The 21,109-nt window shown below is 71.8% G+C and carries 20 protein-coding genes and 1 tRNA gene; 8 read left to right on the top strand and 13 right to left on the bottom strand.

Annotation, left to right across the window (positions count from 1 at the left end; translation table 11 throughout):
- Nucleotides 1–5 precede the first annotated feature (5 nt).
- On the bottom strand, nt 6–1,184 hold the full coding sequence (locus AB0C01_RS08595; RefSeq protein ID WP_357252970.1) for a hypothetical protein: 1,179 nt from the start codon (nt 1,182–1,184) through the stop codon (nt 6–8).
- Complete coding sequence (locus tag AB0C01_RS08590) at nt 1,181–2,119, bottom strand: transporter substrate-binding domain-containing protein (RefSeq protein ID WP_357252973.1); 939 nt, start codon at nt 2,117–2,119, stop codon at nt 1,181–1,183. Before AB0C01_RS08590 ends, AB0C01_RS08595 begins: the two co-directional genes overlap by 4 nt.
- A 168-nt stretch (nt 2,120–2,287) precedes the next feature.
- On the opposite strand from AB0C01_RS08590, the gene AB0C01_RS08585 reads away from it, so the two are divergent.
- Nucleotides 2,288–2,629, top strand: coding sequence for a hypothetical protein (locus tag AB0C01_RS08585; protein ID WP_357252976.1), 342 nt, complete (start codon nt 2,288–2,290; stop codon nt 2,627–2,629).
- On the opposite strand, the gene AB0C01_RS08580 is transcribed toward AB0C01_RS08585, so the two are convergent.
- The 7 genes from AB0C01_RS08580 to AB0C01_RS08550 all read right to left on the bottom strand — a co-directional run bounded on the left by AB0C01_RS08580 (nt 2,616) and on the right by AB0C01_RS08550 (nt 10,530).
- Nucleotides 2,616–4,112, bottom strand: a complete 1,497-nt coding sequence (locus AB0C01_RS08580) for a serine/threonine-protein kinase (RefSeq protein WP_357252979.1) — start codon at nt 4,110–4,112, stop codon at nt 2,616–2,618. The two genes, AB0C01_RS08585 and AB0C01_RS08580, sit on opposite strands and share 14 nt — an antisense overlap.
- A 30-nt stretch (nt 4,113–4,142) precedes the next feature.
- Complete coding sequence (locus AB0C01_RS08575) at nt 4,143–4,646, bottom strand: hypothetical protein (protein WP_357252982.1); 504 nt, start codon at nt 4,644–4,646, stop codon at nt 4,143–4,145.
- 169 nt (nt 4,647–4,815) lie between these two features.
- On the bottom strand, nt 4,816–8,433 hold the full coding sequence (locus AB0C01_RS08570) for an adenylate/guanylate cyclase domain-containing protein (RefSeq protein ID WP_357252984.1): 3,618 nt from the start codon (nt 8,431–8,433) through the stop codon (nt 4,816–4,818).
- Nucleotides 8,430–9,266 carry an MBL fold metallo-hydrolase gene (locus AB0C01_RS08565; RefSeq protein ID WP_357570757.1) on the bottom strand — a complete coding sequence of 279 codons (837 nt, stop codon included), beginning with the start codon at nt 9,264–9,266 and terminating at the stop codon, nt 8,430–8,432. Before AB0C01_RS08565 ends, AB0C01_RS08570 begins: the two co-directional genes overlap by 4 nt.
- 122 nt (nt 9,267–9,388) lie before the next feature.
- On the bottom strand, nt 9,389–9,850 hold the full coding sequence (locus tag AB0C01_RS08560) for a RidA family protein (RefSeq protein WP_357252990.1): 462 nt from the start codon (nt 9,848–9,850) through the stop codon (nt 9,389–9,391).
- Nucleotides 9,847–10,002, bottom strand: coding sequence for a DUF4177 domain-containing protein (locus AB0C01_RS08555; RefSeq protein WP_007466198.1), 156 nt, complete (start codon nt 10,000–10,002; stop codon nt 9,847–9,849). The genes AB0C01_RS08560 and AB0C01_RS08555 overlap by 4 nt, the downstream gene beginning before the upstream one ends.
- Nucleotides 10,003–10,047: 45 nt before the next feature.
- Nucleotides 10,048–10,530 carry a hypothetical protein gene (locus AB0C01_RS08550; RefSeq protein ID WP_357570756.1) on the bottom strand — a complete coding sequence of 161 codons (483 nt, stop codon included), beginning with the start codon at nt 10,528–10,530 and terminating at the stop codon, nt 10,048–10,050.
- Nucleotides 10,531–10,965: 435 nt separating this feature from the next.
- Between AB0C01_RS08550 and AB0C01_RS08545 the strand changes: the two genes are divergently transcribed.
- The 3 genes from AB0C01_RS08545 to AB0C01_RS08535 are packed head-to-tail and all read left to right on the top strand — an operon-like array spanning nt 10,966 to nt 13,870.
- A complete protein-coding gene (locus AB0C01_RS08545; RefSeq protein WP_357570952.1) occupies nt 10,966–11,661 on the top strand; it encodes a hypothetical protein in 696 nt (231 codons plus the stop codon).
- Between the two features lie 26 nt (nt 11,662–11,687).
- On the top strand, nt 11,688–12,665 hold the full coding sequence (locus AB0C01_RS08540) for an ArsA-related P-loop ATPase (protein WP_357570755.1): 978 nt from the start codon (nt 11,688–11,690) through the stop codon (nt 12,663–12,665).
- Nucleotides 12,666–12,721: 56 nt separating this feature from the next.
- Nucleotides 12,722–13,870 (top strand): ArsA-related P-loop ATPase, encoded by a 1,149-nt coding sequence (locus AB0C01_RS08535; RefSeq protein WP_357253000.1) that lies wholly within the window; start codon nt 12,722–12,724, stop codon nt 13,868–13,870.
- A gap of 6 nt (nt 13,871–13,876) precedes the next feature.
- Here the strand turns inward: AB0C01_RS08535 and AB0C01_RS08530 are convergent, their stop codons facing one another.
- Nucleotides 13,877–14,197 carry a WhiB family transcriptional regulator gene (locus AB0C01_RS08530; RefSeq protein WP_357253003.1) on the bottom strand — a complete coding sequence of 107 codons (321 nt, stop codon included), beginning with the start codon at nt 14,195–14,197 and terminating at the stop codon, nt 13,877–13,879.
- Between the two features lie 407 nt (nt 14,198–14,604).
- Here AB0C01_RS08530 and AB0C01_RS08525 point away from each other — a divergent pair, with 407 nt between their 5' ends.
- Nucleotides 14,605–17,025, top strand: a complete 2,421-nt coding sequence (locus AB0C01_RS08525) for a transglycosylase domain-containing protein (protein ID WP_357570754.1) — start codon at nt 14,605–14,607, stop codon at nt 17,023–17,025.
- A gap of 119 nt (nt 17,026–17,144) precedes the next feature.
- Here the strand turns inward: AB0C01_RS08525 and AB0C01_RS08520 are convergent, their stop codons facing one another.
- A complete protein-coding gene (locus tag AB0C01_RS08520; protein WP_357253009.1) occupies nt 17,145–17,600 on the bottom strand; it encodes a GatB/YqeY domain-containing protein in 456 nt (151 codons plus the stop codon).
- A 25-nt stretch (nt 17,601–17,625) separates the two neighbouring features.
- Between AB0C01_RS08520 and AB0C01_RS08515 the strand changes: the two genes are divergently transcribed.
- The 3 genes from AB0C01_RS08515 (at nt 17,626) to AB0C01_RS08505 (ending at nt 19,731) form a co-directional block, all read left to right on the top strand.
- Nucleotides 17,626–18,519, top strand: coding sequence for a metallophosphoesterase (locus tag AB0C01_RS08515; protein WP_357570753.1), 894 nt, complete (start codon nt 17,626–17,628; stop codon nt 18,517–18,519).
- A gap of 105 nt (nt 18,520–18,624) precedes the next feature.
- Nucleotides 18,625–18,701, top strand: a tRNA-Pro gene (locus AB0C01_RS08510).
- Nucleotides 18,702–18,798: 97 nt separating this feature from the next.
- Nucleotides 18,799–19,731 carry a GNAT family N-acetyltransferase gene (locus AB0C01_RS08505; protein ID WP_357570752.1) on the top strand — a complete coding sequence of 311 codons (933 nt, stop codon included), beginning with the start codon at nt 18,799–18,801 and terminating at the stop codon, nt 19,729–19,731.
- Nucleotides 19,732–19,746: 15 nt separating this feature from the next.
- Here the strand turns inward: AB0C01_RS08505 and AB0C01_RS08500 are convergent, their stop codons facing one another.
- Nucleotides 19,747–20,103 (bottom strand): DUF1731 domain-containing protein, encoded by a 357-nt coding sequence (locus tag AB0C01_RS08500; protein WP_357570751.1) that lies wholly within the window; start codon nt 20,101–20,103, stop codon nt 19,747–19,749.
- A gap of 62 nt (nt 20,104–20,165) precedes the next feature.
- The gene (locus AB0C01_RS08495; protein ID WP_357570750.1) at nt 20,166–20,924 is read right to left on the bottom strand and encodes a DUF2071 domain-containing protein; all 759 of its coding nucleotides are present in this window, start codon (nt 20,922–20,924) and stop codon (nt 20,166–20,168) included.
- Between the last annotated feature and the right edge of the window lie 185 nt (nt 20,925–21,109).

Genomic DNA, 21,109 nt, shown 5'->3' with positions numbered 1-21,109 from the left:
CACGTTCAGCCGGGGATCCGGCAGGCGGCGTCGATGCGGTGGACCGGGCGAACCCGGCGGCCCATGCCCTCCAACAGCGAGTCCTCGACGTGGAAGTCCCGGATGCGCAACTGGTACCGGGGCAACTCCTCCTCGCTCGGGCAGAGCACCTGCGCGCGGACCAGATCGACAGGCACGTACCGCACCCCACCCCGCTCCTGGAGGATCACCATGTTGACGTCGTCCGTGGTGATCACGTGCCCGCGTACGTCCTCGGTGGGTCCGCTCTCCGCGCCCACCGTCGTGACGGTCAGCGGCAACACCGGTGTGCTGATCACCGGCACCGCGGCCCAGACCAGCATGGCGAGCATCGCCACCTCGGTCACCGACGCCAGCGGCCGGATCACCACACCGGGTAGCGGTCCCGCGATGAAGAGAGCCAGCAGCGGCGGCACCGCAAGCAGCGCCAACACCAACAGCTCGCCCTGCTTCCCGGCGTCTCGCAGCGTCGGCAGCAGCAGCCAGCCGTACCCGGCGAGCAGTGCGACGATCATGACCAGTCGTGGCGCCAACCGTTCGTGCAGTCGCCCGGGGCGCAGCTGAAACGCGGCCGCGAACGCCGGCAGCAGCAGCGGCAGGTAGAGCAGCGGCCAGGTGATCAGGGCGAGCAGGAAAGCGGCAAGCACCACCCAGGCCGGGGTGAGGTCGGCCCAGCGGGCGAAGAGTGGGCGACGGCGGGTCCCCGGTGGCAGCCGGTCCGCCCCGACGGCCAGCACCGCCCCGAGCGCGAACACGGCGACCATTCCGGTGGAGAGCAGCCGAGCCGCCGTGGTCAGGAAGCCGGCGAGCAGGTTGACCGGGCCGACGTTCGCCACCAGCAACAGTGTGGTCTGAAGTTCGCCGCCCGCCTCCACACCGAGGCGGAGCACCGAGAAGATCGCCGGTACGCCCACCAGCGCCGTCCAGAAGGACTGGCTGGCACGGGCACGCCGCTCCGCCGGATCCCAACGGACCCGCCCGGGCTCGACGTCGGCGACGACCGGGTCGGCTGGTTCGGCGACCGGCACGCCGACCGGCCAGCCAGCCTGGTCCGGTTCGACGTGAGCCGTACCATCACTGGCCGGCGGTGCCGCCACACCCGGCACGGACGTGCGGGGTGGTGGAACCGGGCCGTCGGCGCCGGTCGCGGTCGGCGCCGTGCTCACGTCGACGGCGCCTTGTCGTCGAAGTCGACAAGCTTCGGCACCTGCAGCGGCTGAGGCTGGCGTTTCTCGACCTTCAGCCACGGACCCAGGGTGCTGTTGTAGGCGCTCTGCCAGGGGCTCACCTGCCCGTTGCGTCCCTTGTCGTAGCTCTTCTGCAGGAAGTACGCGACCAGGTCGCGCAGCGCGGGGTCGCCGATCGGCACGCCGATGCCCAGCAGCTCGCTGGTGCCGAAGGGCATGTCCACGACCTCGAACTCCCTGGGATAGGTGGCCAGGAACCCGGCGAGGATCGTCTCGTCCGAGCTGACCACGTCGTACCGGCCTGCCCGGATGCCGTCGACGCAGTCCCCGACGTCCTTCACCACGAACGTCCTGACCCCGTGCTTCTCCAGCTCGGCCTCGGTCGTGGACCCGCCGCTGGTACACACCTTGTACGCCGGGTCGCGCAGGTCCTCGATGGTGCGGATCCGGTCCTTGAGGCGGACCGGCACCATCACCTCCTGCGTGGTGACCAGGTACGGCCCGGCGAAGCTGACCAGCTTCTCGCGCTCCTCCGTCATCGAGAAGCTGGACACCACGAGGTCGACAGTGCCGCCCTGCAACGCCGGGATCCGGTTTTCGGTGGCCACCGACACGAACTCCAACCGCTGCTCGCCCTGGTAGCCCAGGGAGGCAGCGATGTACCTGCCGATCTCGACGTCGAAGCCGACGTGCTGGCCGTTGCGCAGGTCGCCCATCAACGGCTCCTTGGTGGCGACGCCGATGCGCAGCTGTGCCTGCCGGTAGATGTGCGACTCACGAATCTTCTGCTGCACGGACGGCAACGGCTCCTGCCGGCTGTCGCAGCCGGCGGCGGCCGCCAGGGTGAGGGTGAGGGCGACCGCCAGTGTCGTCGCGACCGAACGGAGCCGGGACCGGGAACTGCGTACGTTCATGAGGTGACCTCGCTGACGGACCAGCCTGCGGAACACCCAGGGTATCGACTGGATGCTTTTCCGTAGCGACGCCGACCGGGTACGTCAGGCGGACCGGTCGGCCGGTGTCGATCGGCGCGCCGCCCGCTCTCCGGTTGACAGCCGCCGATGTCACGACATGCTGAACGAATGAGTCGATTGTCCAGGCCCGATGCGCGGACGGTGGCGGTGCTCGCGGCACTCGGAGCCCTCGTGCCACTGGCCCTGCTGGTCGTCTGGCGCCGACAGGACCTGGTCGGCGTGGTTCTCGCCCTGCTCTGCGTCCTGCTGGCCATGGTCGCCGGGGTGGCCTTCTCCGCCGCCCGTCAGGCCGACGACCCGGAGCCGGAGGACCGGCCGGCGACCACCGGGCCGGCGGAGTTGATGCCGTACGGGATCGACGCGGACACCCTCGACGCCCTGGACAGTCGGGATGCCCTGCGGGCGGTGCGGGACCGGCGGCGCGGGTCGGACGGGATCAGCGGCCGGTGAGGGTGGGCGCGGCGAGTGCGTCCACGCCCCGCCCAGCCAGGCACCGGTACGTCCGGTCGATGCTCCCGTCGACCGGTGGGAGCACCTCCAGGTGCCAGCCACTCGGCTCGGCGATCCCGGTGGTCAACCGGAACGTCGTGGCGCTGCACACCTGTCGCACCTGCGCGGCGGCGACCACGTCGTCGTAGTTGGCGCCGACCAGGGACACCGGCAGGATGCCTTCGGCGTACGTCTCCCAGGTGTGCCGGCCGGTGCAGGACAGCCGAGCCGCCTCGGCGCGGTCGCCGCGGATGCGCATCGGGCCGAAGCATTCCAGCTCGGGCAGGCACCGGGCGCCCTCGGGCAGCACGGTGGGCGTGCCGTTGCCGGTCGTGCAGCCGGGCAGCGGCCCGGTCGCCGGGGCGGCGACCTGGGTGGCCGTCGGGCTCGGGGTCGGCGGTGCCGCATGGTCGGCGAACCACGCCCCGGCGGTCGCGGAGCCGGCGAGCGCGAGGACGCCGGCACCGCCGAGGAACCAGCGCCGCCAGCGTCGGACGCCGGGGACCACCTGCTGGGTGTCCTCGATGGGCGGTCGGGGCACCGGCCGGCTGGGCGGGTACGGGCCGGGGCGGGTCGCGCCACCGCTGACCGGGGCGCCGCTGACCGGGGCCGACGGTGGACCGAGTGGCAGGTTGGCGAGCAGGTCGTGCAGTTCCAGTGCGGAGGGACGCTCGGCCGGGTCGTTGGCCATGCCGGCGCGCAGCACGTCGATCAGTTCGTCCGGGACGCCGGGCAGGGCGGGGAGCGGCTGGTTGAACATCTCCAGGACGGTGATCAGGCTGGGGTTGCGCTCGGACTGCCAGCGGGGCGGCCGACCGTGCATCACCGCGTAGAGGGTGGCGCAGAGCGCGTACACGTCGACGGCCGGCGACGGCGGGCTGTGGCTGAACATCTCCGGCGGCGCGTACGCCGGGGTGAGCACCTCCAGGGTGACCGAGGCGTCGCGGTGCTCCGCGAGCACGGCCAGCCCGAAGTCGGCGAGCACCGCCGAGTTGAAGGCCGAGTGGAGGATGTTCGCCGGTTTCACGTCCCGGTGCAGCACCCCGGCCGCGTGTGAGTGGGCCAGCGCGTCGGCGATCTTGATGCCGAGGTCGCGGGCCTCCACCGGGTCGAGTGGCGAGGTCCGCATCCGTTCGGCGTACGAGCCGTCGCAGAGTTCCATGATCAGGTAGGGGTGCTGGTCGACGGTGACCCCGACGTCGAAGAGGTCCACCACGTGCGGGTGTGACGACATCCGGCCGGCCGCCCGCGCCTCGCGCAGGAAACGGGCCTGGTCCCGCTCGCTGTCCAGCGTCCGGTTCTCCACCTTGACGGCGACCTCGCGGCCTACCGAGATCTGGGTGGCCTGGTAGACGGTCGCGTACCCGCCCCGGGCAAAGACCCGCAAATCGGTCAGACCGGGCACGATCGGCACCGGTGGGCCGCCGGTCGGGGTGTCGGTCACCGCTCGAAAATACCCAACCCGGCCGGCGGCTCAGCGCACCGTGTCCGCCGGAGCGGCACCGGACGGGCCGGTACCCTCCTCGGCGGGCGCAGCCGCCCCGGCGCCGTCGGACGAGGGGACTCCGCCCGCCGACGCGCTCCGGCGGGCATCCAGACGCAGACCGACGGCGGTGGCCACCGCCCCCAGGCCCTCCCACACCGCCACCCCGAAGAACCGGCCCGGAGCGATGTCGGAGAGCACGGCGATGGTGAACACGGTGAACGTGACAAGGCGGAAGACGACGGTGAACCGGTAGAACGCCCGCCACTCGGTGATCGTGGCGAGCAGGTAGTAGACGCCCATGTTGAACGCCGCCATCGAGGACGCCAGCAGGAAGGTGCCGGTGTGGTCACCGACGGCACGCGTCTCCGGCACCTCGAGCCCGAGCATGCGCAACTGCGCCTCCGGCCAGAGCAGCCCGACCGCGCCCAGCACCAGCGCCAACACGCCGAAGACCGCGATGGTCCAGCCCGCGATAGAGCGCGGCAGCTTCATGAAGAGGCCTCCCCAGGCACGGCGACGGTCACCACTGCGGACCGGCACACGGTGGTGACACGCTAGCCCCTCACCCCGACCGCCACATCCCCAGAACCGGCAAAAACCGTGCCGTCAACACCCCTGACCGGCCGACCAGAGGTTTCGGTCAGGGAGGCGTCACCAAGGGTCAGGCAGAGGTGGTCAGACGGGCGCGGAGAGCGTTGGCGGCGGCGCGTTCGCTGCGCTGCTCGGTCGCGTACGCCAGGCGGACCGCCTCGTCCGCGCACGACTGCGCCTCCGCCAGGTAGCCGCAGGCGGCCAGCGCCTCGGCCAGCACACCGGCCGCGATCACCTGGCTCCGTACGTCCTCGGCCGGTGCGGTGACCGCCCGCCGGGCCCAGTCCAACGCCTGCTCCCGCTGACCGTGCGCGAGCAGGGCCGCCGCGTACTGGGCCATGGTCTGGCGGCGGGAGAGGAGCAACGAGGGTGCGTTCGCGGCGGCCGTCGCCACCGGGGCGAGCAGCCCGACGGCGGTCGCCGCGTCACCGGCGGCCAGCCGGGCCGTCGCCAGCAGCACCCGGGGTGCCACCTGGGCCGGGGCCTGCGGGTTGTGCGGCTCCACGGCCGTCAGCACCGAGCGGGCCACCCGCTCGGCGGTCTCGCAGTCGCCCAGGTCCAACGCCACGAAGCCGCGCAACGTGCCGGCCATCCCGGTGAGCAGCGGGTGCGAGGTGCGCTCGGCGTACGCCAGGGCGTCGGTGAGCAGGTCCGCCGCGTGCTCCGGCTCGCCCAGCCCACGCGCCACCACCGCCCGGACCACGAGCGCGAACCCGCGTCCCCAGTCGTCGGAGGCGGCGGCGAACTCCCGGTACGCCCGCCGGGCCTCCCGGTCCGCCTCGGCCAGGTCACCCAGCTCGGCGGTGGCGAACGCCGCGACCGCACGCAAGGTGCCCACCGCCCACGCCTCACCGACCCGCTCCCCGAAGGGCAGGAACACCTGCGCCATCCGACACGCCTCGCGCAGTCGGCCGGCGAGCAGCCGGGCGAACGCCGTGGTGCCGCGCAGCCAGGCCCGCCCGTACGGGTCCTTCAGCTCGGCGAAGAGCCGGGCGGCCCGGCCGAGGACCGCGTCGGTGCCGGCGAAGTCACCCCGGGTGGTGGTCACCCAGGCCAGGTTCTGCAACGACCACGCCTGCCCGCGCCGGTCCTGCGCACCGAGACTGACCTGGTACGCGGCAGCCAACCGGCTGCTCGCCTGGCTAAGCCGCCCGGCCACGAAGTCGGCCATGCCGAGCCGGCGCATCGCCGTCGCCCGCTGCACGGGCAACCCAGCGGCCGTGGCGACCTGCAACGCCTCGTGCCAGGCCGTCATCGCCCGGCCCTGGTCACCGAGGGTCTCCTGGGCCTGCCCGGCGAGCAGCAGGGCACCGACGCGGGTGGCCTCGTCCCCCGCGTTCGCGGCGATCTTCTCCGCGTACGCCAGCGCGTCGGCGACGCGACCGACCTGGAGCAGCGCCCGCGCGTGCACCACCCGGTCGGCCGCCGACAGCCCGTCGCGGGCCAACTCGGTGGCGCGTTCGGCGTACTCGATGGCCAGCACCGGCTCACCAGCGGACAGTGACCGGCGGGCGGCCCGGCCGAGCGCGGCGATGCCGAGCGGCACCACCGCCCGGGCGGGCGCGTCCGGGCGCAGTTTCACCGCGTCGGCGAGCGTGGCGGCCCGCTCGACGTGCGTCGCCACGAAGTCGTCCCGGGCCTCGTCGGTGAACCCTCCCGGCGACCCGGCCGTCGCGCCGTCCGCCGGTGCCGCCCAGCGGGCCAACGCGGCGTGCCGCTCGGCCAGCTCCGCCTTGCTCACACCGGCGTACGCGGCCTCCCGCATCAGCGGGGTCGCGAACGAGTAGCCGACCCGGGAGCGGTGCAGCATCCGACGCTGCAGCAGCTCCTCGACAGCTCGGTCGAGTTCCACGGCGATCACTGCCGACGGCCGGCCGTCGCGGCCGGCGCGCTGTTCACGCAGCGCCTCCAGCGCGCCGGTCGGCACCGTGTCACCGATCACCGCGGCGTCCCGCAGCACCGAGCGGGCGTCCGGCGGCAGCGCGTCGATGCGGGCGGCGAGTACGGCGGCGAGGTCGCGGGAGAGCAGCCGGCTGCCCAGCGAACCGGGCACCAACCGCCAGCCGGCCGAGGAGCTCTGGTCCCGCTCCGACGGTGCGCGGGCACCCCGCGCTGTCTCCGTGGTGAGCGCCCCCCGCTCGATGAGCAGGGTGACCAACTCGGCCAGGTAGAAGGGGTTGCCCTGGGCGGTGGCGAGCAGCCGGTCCGCGTCGGCCGGTGGCAACTTGCCGCCGCCGAGGTAGCTGGTGAGCAGCCGCGCGGCGTCGGCACCCCGCAGCGGCGGCAGGGAGTGCACCTCGGCGTCCGCGACCCGGGTCAGCGCCCCGGCGGTACGCACCAGCTCGGGACGGCCGAGCAGCAGCACCAGCACCGGGCCGGTGAGCCTGGACAGGGTCAGCCCGAGGGCGCCGATCGTCTCGGCGGTGGCGTCGTGCAGGTCGTCCACCACGATCACCAGCGGCGCCTCCGAGGCGAGCCCGCTGAGCAGGTCGGCGACCGCGTTCGGCACCACCTCGGCATCCGCGGCCGGGGTGCCCGATCCGCTCCACTCGCCGGTGTCGGTGCCGCCGTGTGCCGACAGTTCGGCGTAGCCGAGCAGGGCGAGCAACTGCTCGGTGGCGATCGGCGGGGTCTCACCGCCGGAGCGGGCGAGCCGCTGCCCGAGCCGCCGCAGCCTCTCCTCCACCGCCGGTCGGGTCAGGGCGGTGGCGGCGTCACTGGGCAGGCCGACGGCGGCCCGGACCAGGTCGGCGAGGGGCGCGAGGCGGCGTCGCTCACCGAACGCGGCGCAGCGCACCGAGAGCACCCGGGCGCCCGTGTGTGCGGCGTACCGGCCGGCGCCCACGTCGTACCCGGCGGCGAGGCGCTCCACCTCGGCGGCGAACCGGGACTTGCCGATGCCCGCCTCCGCGGTCATCAGCAGCACCCGCGGGTCACCCTGGTCGATCACCTCGGCGAGCCGCCCGGCGATCCGGCCGATCTCCGTCTCCCGGCCGACGTACGGCGCCTCGTCGCCGAGCCCGGAACGGGTGCCGGGCGCGTCCAGCAGACCCAGCAGCTCGTACGCCTCGACCGGCTCACGCTTGCCCTTGAGCCGCAGCGGGCGCAGTGCCCGCCAGGAGGACACGTGCCGGGTGGCGGCGGCGGTGCGTCCGCCGGCGTAGACCGCGCCGACGGCGGCGGCGTCGGCCAGCCGGGCGGCGGTGTTGACCGTGTCGCCGATGACCGTGTATTCGATGGCGGCCTGGATGCCGGCGATGACGTCGCCGGTGTTCAGCCCGACCCGCAGCCCGAGCGGCGCGCCGCCGCCCCGCTCGTCGTCGAGCACCCGGCGGACGGCCCGCTGCATGGACAGGGCGGCCCGGACCGCGCGTTCGGCGTCGTCCTCGTGCGCCACCGGCGCGCCGAAGACCGCCATGATCCCGTCGCCGGTCAGCTTGTCGACGTGTCCGCCGAAGGTCTTCACGGCACCGGCGAGGGCGGCCAGGACCCGGTCGGTGACCGCGCCGACGCGTTCCGGGTCGAGATCCTCCGACCAGGAGGTGAACTCGGAGAGGTCGCCGAAGAGCACGGTGACCACCCGACGCTCGGCCGCCGGCAACGTGGCGGCGGCCGGCAGCGCGGCACCGCAGTTGTGGCAGAACCGCGCGCCGGGAACGGCAACGGTTCCACACACGGGGCAGGTCACATGTGCTCCAACCCACTGACCCCGGGCGCGGATTCCCCGGTGCCGACACCCAGATACTCCAACTGCGCGCGGACCGACCACTCAGCCGCCCGCCAGAGCGAGCGGTCCACGTCGGCGTAGACCGTCGCGACCACGTCGGCGGGCGTGGTGGCACCGGCCGCGACCGCGGCCCGGACCTGGTCCAGCCGGGCCCGGCGATGCGCGAGGTAGAAGTCGGCGGCGGCGGCGCAGTCGGCAAGCGCCGGGCCGTGCCCGGGCAACGCCGCAGTCCCGGTGTACGCGGACAGCAGCTCCAGGCTGGTCAGGTAGTCACCGAGGTGCCCGTCCGGGTGGGCGACCACGGTGGTGCCCCGGCCGAGGATGGTGTCACCGGTGAGCACCACCCGCTCGTCGCCGTGCTCGACCAGGAAGCAGACCGAGTCGGCGGTGTGCCCCGGGGTCTTCAGCAGACGAACCGCCAGGCCGAAGCCGCCGAAGTGTTCGCCCGGCTCGGTCAGCGGCGCGCCGCCGATGGTGTGCGCCGGGTCGACGGCGAGGACGTGGACACCGCCGAGCAGCTCACTCAGCCGGGCCGCGCCCTCGGTGTGGTCGGGGTGGCCGTGGGTGATCAGGATCAGCCCGACGGGGCCGTGCTCGGCGATCCGGGTCAGGTGTCCCTCGTCGGCCGGCCCCGGGTCGACCACGATGGCCGCCTCGGCTGTCGGGGCGCGCAGCACCCAGGTGTTGGTGCCGTCGAGGGTCATCGGCCCCGGGTTCGGCGCGCGCAGCAGTGTCACCCAGGTCGGCAGCTCGTCGGCGACCGCCGCCGCCGGCGCCGTCACGTGCCCGCTCATGGCTGCGATCGTACGACCCCGCCCGCAACACCCCACGATCTTGCCCGCGCGGCCCCTGATTCGTCACCGTTCAGGGCTTTTCTCCGTGCCGGAAGCGCAAGATCGCGGGGCGTCGCGAAGCGTCAGGCGACCTCGACGATCAGTTCGACCTCGACCGGGGCGTCGAGGGGCAGCTCGGCCACCCCTACGGCGCTGCGGGCATGGCGACCGGCCTCACCGAAGACGGTGCCGAAGAGGTCGGAGGCACCGTTGATCACTGCGGGCTGACCGGTGAAGCCGGGCGCGGAGGCCACGAAACCGGTCACCTTGACCACCTTGACCACATTTTCCAGGCCGACCAGCGAGTCGACCGCGGCCAGCGCGTTGAGCGCGCACCGCTGGGCCAGGTCCTTCGCCTGCTCGGCGGAGATCCCGGCGCCGACCTTCCCGGTCGCCAGCAGCTTGCCCTCGGCGATCGGCAACTGGCCGGAGACGTACACGTGCTGCCCGGACTGCACCGCCGGCACGTAGCTGGCCACCGGCGGCACGACCTCGGGCAGGTCGAGCCCCAGCTCGGCGAGCTTCGCGTGCGGACCGTTGCTCACGCCTTCGGTCGCTTCAGGTAGGCGACCAGTTGGTCGGGGTTCGGCCCGGGGACCACGGCGACGAGCTCCCACCCGTCCTCACCCCAGTTGTCGAGGATCTGCTTGGTCGCGTGGACCAGCAGCGGGACCGTGGAGTATTCCCACTTCTGCATCGCTGAAGGGCTCCCTCTCGGTGCGGAATTTGTTCGAGGGACAGCCTACGGTCCGCTGGCCGGACGAGGCGCGGGACGCTGCTCCGGAGCGGCCGGCACCTCCCCGCAGAGCCCTTCGTGTCCGTATCCCTGTGGGCAGCGGGACCGGTCGGGCAGCAGCAGGTCGCAGAAGACCCGGTGCCTGTTGTTCTGATCATCGGCGTTGGACACGGTGGTCTCGCCCGCGTCCAACTCGGGCAGGAAGCCCAGCGACACCGCGACCCGGCCGGCCAGTACGGTCGCCGCCGCCAGACTCGGCACCCGGATCGGCAGGTGGATGACGAAGCCCGGCTCGTCGTCGTCGCGGGTCCGCTCGGCGGCGTGACCCGGCGCCCGGCCCGCCTCCGCCTGCTCCGGCATCCGTCGGTACGACCGTTCGTTGATCGGCTGGCCACCGATCTGCCCACCGGCCGTGAACATGGACCCGGACCGGTGCGGCCGTTCGTTGGTCGGGAACTGGGTGCGAGGGATGTTGTCCACGTCGCGCATGCACTGCCTCCGGTCGTACCGCTCGGATCGCTCTTCCGGTCCGGACCCATTCGTCCGTTCCGGCCCCCGCGCCGGGACGAAAGGTAGGTCCGGGGCCGTAGTCCCGCCAACAAGACGCGCCCGAATGGCTACCTACAGTCACATATGCGACACATGGCAGGTAAGACACCCGATGGCGCTCCGCAAGCGGAGTCCGGTCGGCCGGATCGGTGGCTGGCCGCGCGGCACGGGCGACACCACTTCCGTCATCGACCGCTACCCTTCCGGTCGGGCGGTCGCGCAGCGCCCGGCAGCCCGCTCGATCACGCTCGACGCCAGGGGTGGCGGCGGGCGCCGGACCCCCGGGGGAAGACGATGACCCAACCGCCCAGCGGCGACCAGGCCGGTCCACCCGCCCTCCCGCCGGCCCAGCCGGAACCCACCGATCAGCCCGGCGTGTCGACAGCCCCCGCCCCAGCGGCCCCCGCCGCGCCGTCCGGGCAGCTCGCGCTCCCCGCGCCGCCCGCACCGGCGGCGCTCCCCGCCGCACCCACGATCCCCGTCCAGCAGGCCTTCCCCGCACCGACCGGTGGGGCTGAGGCTGCCGGCACGCCGGCCGCGACACCGACACCACCCGGTACGTCGGGTCCGTCGACCATCCCGCCACCCCCGCCGGCGTACCCGCCCTATCCCGGGACGGCCGCGCCGAAGAAGAAGCGTGGTCTGCTGATCGCGGCGGTCACACTCGTCGTGATCATGGTGCTCTGCGTGGGCGGCGGCGTGCTGGCGTTCCTGACCCTGCGCAACACCGAGACCGGCGAGGGCGCCAAGGAGCCGGCGGTCGCCGTCGACGAGTTCCTCACCGCGGTCTACAAGGATCGCGACGCGACCAAGGCGGCCACCCGCGTGTGCGCCGCCTCCCGCGACGACGGAAAGATCGCCGCGAAGGTGGCCGAGGTGCAGAAGTACGCGTCCGAGTACCAGAACCCCCGGTTCAGGTGGACCACCCCGAAGGTGGACAACCAGACCGGTGACCGGGCCACCGTCTCCACCCGGGTCACCATGACCACCGCGGACGAGAAGGTTGCCGACCAGGACCTGCGGTTCACCGTGGTGCAGAAGACGGGTTGGTGGGTCTGCGAGGTCGCCTGACCGCCAGGCGTGGATAGGCTCGACGGGTGTGTGCAGCTGAGCGGCCGTTCGACCCGGCCGGTACCGGATGGTCGGCCCGCCTCCACGTGGTGACCGGCAAGGGTGGCACCGGCAAGACGAGCGTGGCGGCCGCCCTGGCCCTCGCGCTCGCCGCCGGCGGTCGGCGCACCCTGCTGGTCGAGGTCGAGGGGCGGCAGGGCATCGCCCAACTCTTCGGCATCGACCCGCTGCCGTACGAGGAGCGACACCTCGCCGACGCGCCGGACGGCGGTGCGGTGCGCGCCCTCGCGGTGGACGCCGAGGAGGCGCTGCTCGAATACCTGGACATGTTCTACAAGCTGGGCGCGGCGGGCCGGGCGCTGCGCAAGCTCGGCGCCATCGACTTCGCCACCACCATCGCGCCGGGTCTGCGGGACGTGCTGCTCACCGGCAAGGTGAAGGAGGCCACCACCCGCACCACCGGGCAGCGGCGCGCGTACGACGCGGTGGTGCTGGACGCCCCGCCGACCGGGCGGATCGGTCGGTTCCTCAACGTCACGGCGGAGACGGCCCGGCTGGCCAAGGTGGGCCCGATCAAGACCCAGAGCGAGGGGGTCGCTGCCCTGCTGCGCTCCCCGATGACCGCGGTCCACGTGGTCACGCTGTTGGAGGAGATGCCGGTGCAGGAGACGGTGGACGCCATCGCCGACCTGACCGCCCTCGGCTTCGGCACCGGAAAGGTGATCGTCAACGGCACCCGACCGGCGCTGCCGGCCGGCCAGCCGGTCACCGCCGGGGAGCTGCGGCGAGGGCTGGTCGCCGCCGGGCTGCCGGCCGATCGGGACACCGTGGCCGGTTTGCACGACGAGGCACGTGACCAGCTCATCCGGCGCGAACTGGAAGATTCGCTCCGCGCCGACCTGGTGGAGTTGGGGCTGCCGATCGTCGAGCTGCCGTTGCTGCCCGACGGAGTGGACCGGGCGGGGCTCACGACGCTGGCCCAGGCCCTCGTCCGCGCCGATTGACTCACACCTGAGCGCAGCACGGGCGCACGGACCCACCAGCCCGATACGCTCGATTGGTGCCTTCCGAAGACGCGGCGCCGCTGCTGGACGTCGACCAGATTCTCGCCGACCCCGGCGTACGGATCGTCGTGTGCTGCGGTGCCGGCGGGGTGGGAAAGACGACCACGGCCGCGGCGCTGGCGCTGCGGGCCGCCGAGCACCACGGCCGACGCACGGTGGTGCTCACCATCGACCCGGCCCGCCGACTGGCCCAGTCGCTGGGCCTGACCGAGCTGGACAACACGCCCCGCCAGGTCAAGGGGATCGACGTCGAGGGCAGCGGCGGCGAGCTGCACGCCATGATGCTGGACATGAAGCGCACCTTCGACGACGTGGTGTTGCAGCACACCGATCCGGCGAAGGCCGCCGAGATCTTCGCGAACCCGTTCTACCAGGCGATGAGTTCGACCTTCGCCGGCACGCAGGAATACATGGCGATGGAGAAACTCGGCCAGCTGCACGCCCGGGGCGAATGGGACCTGATCGTGGTGGACACCCCACCGTCCCGCTCGGCACTTGATTTCCTGGACGCACCGGCCCGGCTCTCCCGTTTCCTCGACGGCCGGATGCTGCGACTGTTGCTGGCCCCGGCGCGCAGCGGCGGACGGAGCATGTTCAGCCTGGTCACCGCCTCGTTCGGGATGTTCTCGAAGGTGGTGCAGAAGGTCCTCGGCGCGCAACTGCTCACCGACCTGTCCGGCTTCGTGGCCGCACTGGACTCGATGTTCGGCGGTTTCCGGCAGCGAGCCGAGCAGACGTACCGGATCCTGCAGGCTGGGGAGACGGCCTTCCTGCTGGTCGCGACGCCGGAGCCGGACGCGGTCCGGGAGGCTGCCTACTTCGCGGGCCGCCTGCGGGAGGAGCGGATGCCACTGGCCGGCCTGGTGCTCAACCGGGTGCACCGACTCGCGGCACCGGAGTTGGACGCCGAGCAGAGCCGGGTCGCCGCCGAGCGGCTGACCGACCTGGGTGGGCACGAGGCCACCGCCGACGTGCTGCGGGCACACGCGGCGCTGGCTCGCCAGGCGGTACGCGAGCAGCAGGTGGCCGCGCGGTTCACCGAGGCGTTCCCGGCGGTGCCGACGGTGTCGGTGACGGCACAGCCCGCCGACGTGCACGACGTCGACGGGCTGCGGACGATCGGCGCGGCGATCAGCCGGCCGTGACCGTCGTCAGTTGGTCGCACTGACGAGGATCTTGTCCTTTCCGGCCTTTTCCTTGCTGTTCTTCTTCATCGCGGCCTCGAACATCTTGCGCCAGCTCGTCACCTGCGGGTGTCGACGCAGCAGTGCCCGCCGTTCGCGTTCGGTCATGCCGCCCCACACACCGAACTCGATCCGGTTGTCCAACGCGTCGGCCAGGCACTCGTACCGAACAGGGCAGCTCCGGCAGATCCGCTTCGCCACGTTCTGTTCGGCGCCCTGTACGAACAACGCGTCCGGGTCCCCGTTCTGACACGCCGCCAGCGACGGCCAGTCAGTGATCATGCCCATGTGTACACGTCCCCCCTTGCAGTACCTACCGACCTCGTCGATGCACGCCAGCCGGCAATTCCCCCCGATCGCCCGGCTCGCCTTCCCCAAGGCGGCACGGACGACATGTGGCGCTGTCGCCGCCCCCATCATGCTCTGTAGTCGACTGATTACGCAACGTTGTCGGCGAAATCCATCATTCCGGACACTCCCGGCTTCCCGGGCCTTCGCCCGCCGGTTACCCCGCCGAGGTCGGCGATAACGCTGCGCCACCTCCGGAAATTGGAGGAGACTCGCGCCGGGCTACACGCAACCAAGCACCGGGGGTCGTGCGTTTAGCACAACGAGGGCAGCGCGTGCAGGAAATGGGGAAAGAATGCCCAGGCGCCCCTCGTTCCCTACTCGCGTACCATGCCGAGGTGACCTGGATGCGGAAACGTGACCACAATGTGCTGACCAACGCCGCATCGCTGCTGGTGTGCGGCCTGCTGGCCGGCGTGGTGGTCGCTGCGGCGGCCTTCCCCGCGGTGGCGATGTCCGGCTTGGCCGCGAAGGCCGGCGCCGAGACGTTCGGCGCCCTGCCCACAGAGCTGACGGTGGCCCGCGCGCCACAGATCAGCTATCTACTGGCGTCGGACGGCAAGACACCGCTCGCGACCATGTACGACGAGAACCGGCGCGACGTGAAGCTCGCCGACATCTCTCCGTACATGCAGAAGGCCATCATCGCGGCCGAGGACCACGACTTCTACAAGCACAACGGCGTCGACATCAACGGTGTCGCCCGCGCGTTCGTCAACAACCAGGGCGACGGCGGCCGGCAGGGCGCCTCGACGCTGACCATGCAGTACGTCCGGCTGGCCATCGCCTACTCGGCCACCCACCCGGCCGACGTGGTCGCGGCGACCGAGGACACCAGCGCCCGCAAGCTTCGCGAGATGCGGCTGGCCCTCCAGGTCGACAAGGAATTCTCCAAGGACGAGATCCTCACCCGCTACCTCAACCTCGCCGCGTTCGGCAACGGCGCGTACGGCATCTACGCCGCCAGCCAGGTCTACTTCGGTAAGCCGCCGAGCAAGCTCAAGATCGAGGAGGCGGCGCTGCTGGCCGGCATGGTCAAGGCGCCCACCACGAACGACCCGACCACCGAGTCGGGCTACCCGGCCGCGCTGGAACGACGTGACTACGTCATCAACAACATGGTCGAGATCAAGGCCATCACCCAGCAGGAGGCGGACGCCGCCAAGGCCGTCGAGCTCAAGGTGCTGGACAAGCGGACCCCGAACGGCTGCGTCGCCGCGAACGTCAACAGCTGGGGCTTCTTCTGCGACTACTTCTACCGCTGGTGGATGCAGCAGGAGACGTTCGGTTCCACCACGTACGACCGGGAGCGGCGACTCAAGAGCGGCGGCTACACGGTGGTGACCTCCATCGACGTGCAGGCGCAGAGGGGCGCCGACAAGGCGGTTCGCAAGGCCAAGAGCGAGAAGAGCAAGGAAGCGGCAATGGTCGCGGTGGTCGAGCCCGGCTCCGGCCGGGTCCGGGCGCTCGCGGTCAACCGACAGTTCAAGCTGGACGACCCGAAGAAGCCGAATAACAAGATCTCCAGCGATCCGGCGAAGAGCCGGAAGGGCATCCGGGGCAACTACCCGGCGACGGTCAACCCGCTGCTCACCGGTGGTGACGGCATCACCGGCTACCAGGCTGGCTCGACCTTCAAGATCTTCACCATCGTGGCAGCGCTGGAGAAGGGCATCCCGCTCAGCTACAGCATGAACGCGCCGCAGCAGTTCCGGTCGGAGTACAAGATCCAGCCCGGCCCTGCCGCCTGCCCCGGCACCAACCTGTACTGCCCGACCAACTCCGGACTGAAGCCCGGTGGCGTGCAGAACATGTGGACCGCGTTCGCCCAGTCGATCAACACCTTCTTCGTCCCGCTCCAGCAGCAGGTCGGCGCGGAGAACGTGGTCGACGTCGCCAAGCGGGCCGGCATCCAGTTCCGCACCGACGAGGATCTGACCCTGGAGAAGGGGGCGCACCAGTGGGGCGCCTTCACCCTCGGTGTCTCGCAGACCACTCCGCTGGACCTCGCCAACGCGTACGCGACCCTGGCGGCGGACGGCACGTACTGCGAGCCGATCCCGGTGCAGGAGATCAAGGACCCGGACGGCAACAAACTGGACATCGCCAAACCGCGCTGTGAGAAGCGGTTCGGCACCGAGGTGGCCCGAGCCGCCGTGGACGCCGCCCGCTGCCCGGTCGGCGACAACTCCAGCACCAGCAAGTGCGGCAGCAGCCGCACCGCCAGCCGGGTGAAGGGAATCGTCGACGCGCCGGTGGCCGGCAAGTCCGGCACCACCGACTCGGAGAAGACCGCAGCCCTGGTCGCGATGACCAAGCAGTACGCGGTGGCCGGCATCATGGCCGACCCGGACTGGCCGCAGACGAACGTCGAGATGGGCCACGATGTCCCCAACGGCATCAACCCGCCGGTCCAGGAGACGCTGCGGGATGCCATGAGGGGCAAGGACCGCATCCAGTTCGAGCCGCCGGGCCAGAAGATCTCCGAGGGTGACCAGAAGAGCATCCCCGGCGTGAGCTGCATTTCGGTGGATCAGGCGAAGTCCCGGCTCAAGGATGCGGGCTTCGAGCCGGTGGTCTCCGACACCAAGGTGAAGTCGTCCTGTCCTCCGAACACCGTCCACGGCACCAGCCCGGACGGGCGCACCATCAAGGGCGGCGTGGTCACCATCCAGGTCAGCAACGGTGGCGGCGGCGCCACGCCGGGCACCCCCGGTGGCGGCCAACCCGGCAACACCGGTCGACCCGGTGGCCGCCCCGGCGGCTGAGCCGACGATCAGGACACGACGGGCGGGCACCCACCACGGGTGCCCGCCCGTTTCCGTCTGTCCGGGACCACCGCCTACCCGTCCACGCTCCGGAGAGCGCAGACCGGGATGCCGGTGGATCAGAGGCCGAGCTGTCGGCGTACCTCGGCGGCCACCCGACCACCCTCGGCCTGGCCCGCCACCGCGGCCTGGGCCGCCTTCATGGCCGGGCCCATCTGGGCCTTCCCGGTGAAGCCGCCCGCGGCGAGCGCCCCCGACACCAGCTCGGCCAGGTCGGCGTCGGAGAGCTGCCGGGGCAGGTAGCGGTCCAGCACCTCACCCTCGGCGGTCTCCTTCGCGGCCTGCTCGGCGCGGCCGGCGTCGGCGAAGGCGGTGGCCGCCTCCCGGCGCTTCTTGGCCTCCTTGGTCAACACGGCGAGCACCTCGTCATCGGTGAGCTCGCGCTTGGCCTTGCCGGCGACCTCGGCGGTGCCGACGGCGGCCAGGGCCATCCGCAGCGTGGAGGTGGTCAGCTCGTCGCGCGCCTTGAGCGCGGAACGCATGTCGGCGGTGAGGCGGTCCTTCAGCGTGCTCATGGACGGTCAAACTACCCTGAACGCCATGCGAAAGCGCACACTATTCCGGCTTGCCGCCGGAACCGCCACGGTCGGCGCGGCCACCCTCGCGTACGCGTCGCTCATCGAGCGCAACATGTTCACCCTCCGGCGGTACGACGTGCCGGTGCTGCCGGCCGACGCGGAGCCGCTGCGGGTCCTGCACCTGTCGGACCTGCACATGATGCCCGACCAGGCGCGCAAGCAGCGGTGGGTGGCGTCGCTGGCCGCCCTCGACCCCGACCTGGTGGTGGTGACCGGCGACAACATGGCCCACCCGGGCGCGGTGCCCGGAGTGCTGCGGGCCCTGCAACCGCTGCTGGACTACCCGGGAGCGTTCGTGTTCGGCTCCAACGACTACACCGGGCCGGTCCTGAAGAACCCGTTCACCTACTTCCTGCCTGACCGGGAGTACACCGAGGGCGTCGAGTTGCCCTACGAGGAGCTCCGGCAGGTGTTCACCGGCGCCGGCTGGGCGGATCTCAACAACGCCCGGACCACGCTGAAGGCCGGCGGCCGGCAGCTCGACCTGGTCGGCGTGGACGACCCCCACATCGAGCGGGACGACTACCCCACCGTGGCCGGCGCGGTCTCGTCCTCGGCGGACCTGTCCATCGCGCTGACGCACTCCCCGGAGCCGCGGGTGCTCGACCAGATGGCCGCGGACGGCTTCGGGCTGCTGCTCGCCGGGCACACCCACGGCGGTCAGGTCTGCGTACCGGGCTACGGAGCGCTGGTCACCAACTGCGGCCTGCCCCGGTCGATGGCGCGCGGCCTGCACCGCTGGCCCGGTTCGGACTCCTGGCTGCACGTCTCCGCCGGTCTCGGCACCCACCCGACCGCCCCGGTCCGCTTCGCCTGCCCCCCGGAGGCCAGCATCCTCACCCTCATCCCCCGCTGAGCGGCTCCTTCCCGCCCGCCTGTCGATGGTCGGGGGCGGGGCCGGGCGGCGGGGGTACCGAGTTTGACCCTCCGGGCGGGTGGGCTACTATTTGTCGGCACGCCTCGGGGTGTGGCGCAGCTTGGTAGCGCGCTTCGTTCGGGACGAAGAGGTCGTCGGTTCGAATCCGGCCACCCCGACCAGAGGCCAGAAGGCCAGGTGAGATCGACTCTCACCTGGCCTTCTGTCATTCCCCCGGCGCGCACGAATGATGGTGCTGCGCTTCGCTAGCCTCTGCACGTGATCTCCTACCGCGCTACCGCCCCCGCGGACCTCGACCGCGTGACCCCGTGGATCGTGACCGAGCCCGTTGGGTGGATCCCCGCAGACCGTTACCTGGCCGAACTGGCCGAAGGCATGTACCGGCCGGAATGGACATGGATCGCCGAGCACGACGGCCAGGTCGTGGGACGGGCATTGTGGTGGGGGCCGAAGGGCAGCCCGCATCCGGTCGCGCTCGACTGCCTCGACGTGGATCCAGCGGTGGGCGACCGTGCCGCCGTCGCCGCCGAGCTGATCAGGGCGGCGCTGGCCGGGTTCCCGGAGCCGGTGGAGTACATGATCAAGGTCAGCGGTGGCTGGCGGGACGATCCGGCCACCTTGGCGGCCGTGGAGTGGCGGCGGGCGGCGGCGCATGCGGCGGGCCTCACCCGCGAGGTGGAGCGGCTGCAGTTCGAGTGGGCACCCGCCGACGGGGTGCCCCCCGCAGCCGGCCGGCTGCGGTTCCGCGCGGCCTCCGACGAGGAGTTCCTCGCGGTGTTCAGGAGAATCGCCGAGGGCAGCCTGGATGCCCGGACCCGTGCGAGCCTGGCCGCCAAGGGCGTGGACGCGACCGCGCGCGAGGAGATGGACTTCTATCTCGGGGCGCCGGGCAAGCGGGAGTGGTGGCGGATCGCCTACACGCGCGAGGGCGAGGTGGCGGGCATGGCGATTCCCTCCGCGACCCCGTACAACGTGAACGTCGGCTATCTCGGGGTGGTGCCGGAGTTCCGCGGGCGCGGCTACGTGGACGAGGTGCTCGCCGAGATCACCCGCCTGCACGCGACCAACGGGGAGTCGCGCATCACCGCCACCACCGACATGGGCAACGCGCCGATGGCGGCCGCTTTCGGTCGCGCCGGTTACCGCAACACGGAGATCCGGATCAACCTGTCCAACGACGTCCAGCCCTAGACGAGGAGAGGCCGGTCATCGGCGGGCCGCTCCGCTGAGCAGGTCGGCGACCGCGGGTCCCAACTCTGGGTGGGTGAACTCGAAGCCGGCATCGCGCAGCCGGTTCGGGACGCACCGACGGCCGGTCAACACCAACAGCGGATCGGCGCGCAGGAACACCGATCCGACCCGGACCAGAGGCGCAGGGGTGGGAACACCGACGGTACGACCCATCGCCCGGCGGAGCGCGGCCATGAGATCGCTGTTGCGTACGGGGTTGGGGGAGGTCGCATGCACGATGCCCGACAGCGTGGGGTCGTCCGTGCAGTGGCGCACGATCGCGCACAGGTCGTCGATGTGCAACCAACTGATCCACTGTCGGCCGCTGCCCATGCGGCCACCGATACCCCACCGTACGAATCCGAGCGCCCCGGAACCGCCGGCGAGGACGACCTTCACCGGCTGCGAGTGGCGACCGGGCCACCGGTGGGCCGCACCGCCATCGGCGGCAGCGGATTCCACGTGGCGGGGACGTTGCGCATCAGCAGCCCGCAGTCGGGTATCGCGGATCCCGGAGGGAACCGGACCGGGTCGTCGAAGAACGTGGACTGCACCGAGGCCAGGTCCACCGGCGTGACCTGCCAGCCCCGGGTGAGCAGCTCCACTCCGTCGAGGCGGCTCGGATCGGGGGTGGTCGAGAAGCCGGTGGCACCGCGCCGGAAGAACTCCGAGGCCTGGTCGACGTCATCGAACAGGTGGCTGCCCGACAGGGCGGCTGCCACGCGGACGTGGACACCGACGCGTACCTTGTCGACCGGATCGGCGAGGGCGATCCGCAGCTCGTCCGCGCTCTCTCTGACGTCGAAGCGGCTGAGGTGGTGCCGCCCCGGAAAAAGCCTGCCGCCGACCCAGGAGTTGAGCCGGGAACCGGTGTCACGGCGTGGGATGTAGACGCCCTGTGCGACGCCGTCAGGTGTGTCCCACTCAACCGCGATCCGGTGCGCGCCATTCTCGCTACGCAGGCCGAAGGGTGCGGGCACGGAGGGGAGACGGACTCCGCTCAACCGGATCAGGCAGATGCCCGACACGGCCCACCCGTTGACGACCTGCGGTCGCAGCGGGGCGGGCAGCAGCCGCGCGGTGACCTCCGGTTCCGTGCGGTAGTTCACGAGGAGGCGGCGCTGGACGACGCTCACCAATCGGGGGGCTCTCATCTGGCCGCCTTCCGTGGTCCCGCGTGCCGGAACACCTTGCTCCGGCGCGCCGCTGACATGCCGGGGTAACACCTGGTCGGGCGCACGCACTCGACCGAGTTGAGCAGTCGCTCAAACTGAAGCTTACGACGCCGGTGTCAGGTGCGCGAGAGGTGATGGTCGTCGTTGCCCGCGTCGTGTGCGGA

Source organism: Micromonospora sp. NPDC048905, assembly GCF_040649655.1.
Lineage (GTDB): Bacteria > Actinomycetota > Actinomycetes > Mycobacteriales > Micromonosporaceae > Micromonospora.
Note: the sequence above shows the minus strand (reverse complement) of the source record. Positions and strands in the feature narration are given on the sequence as shown.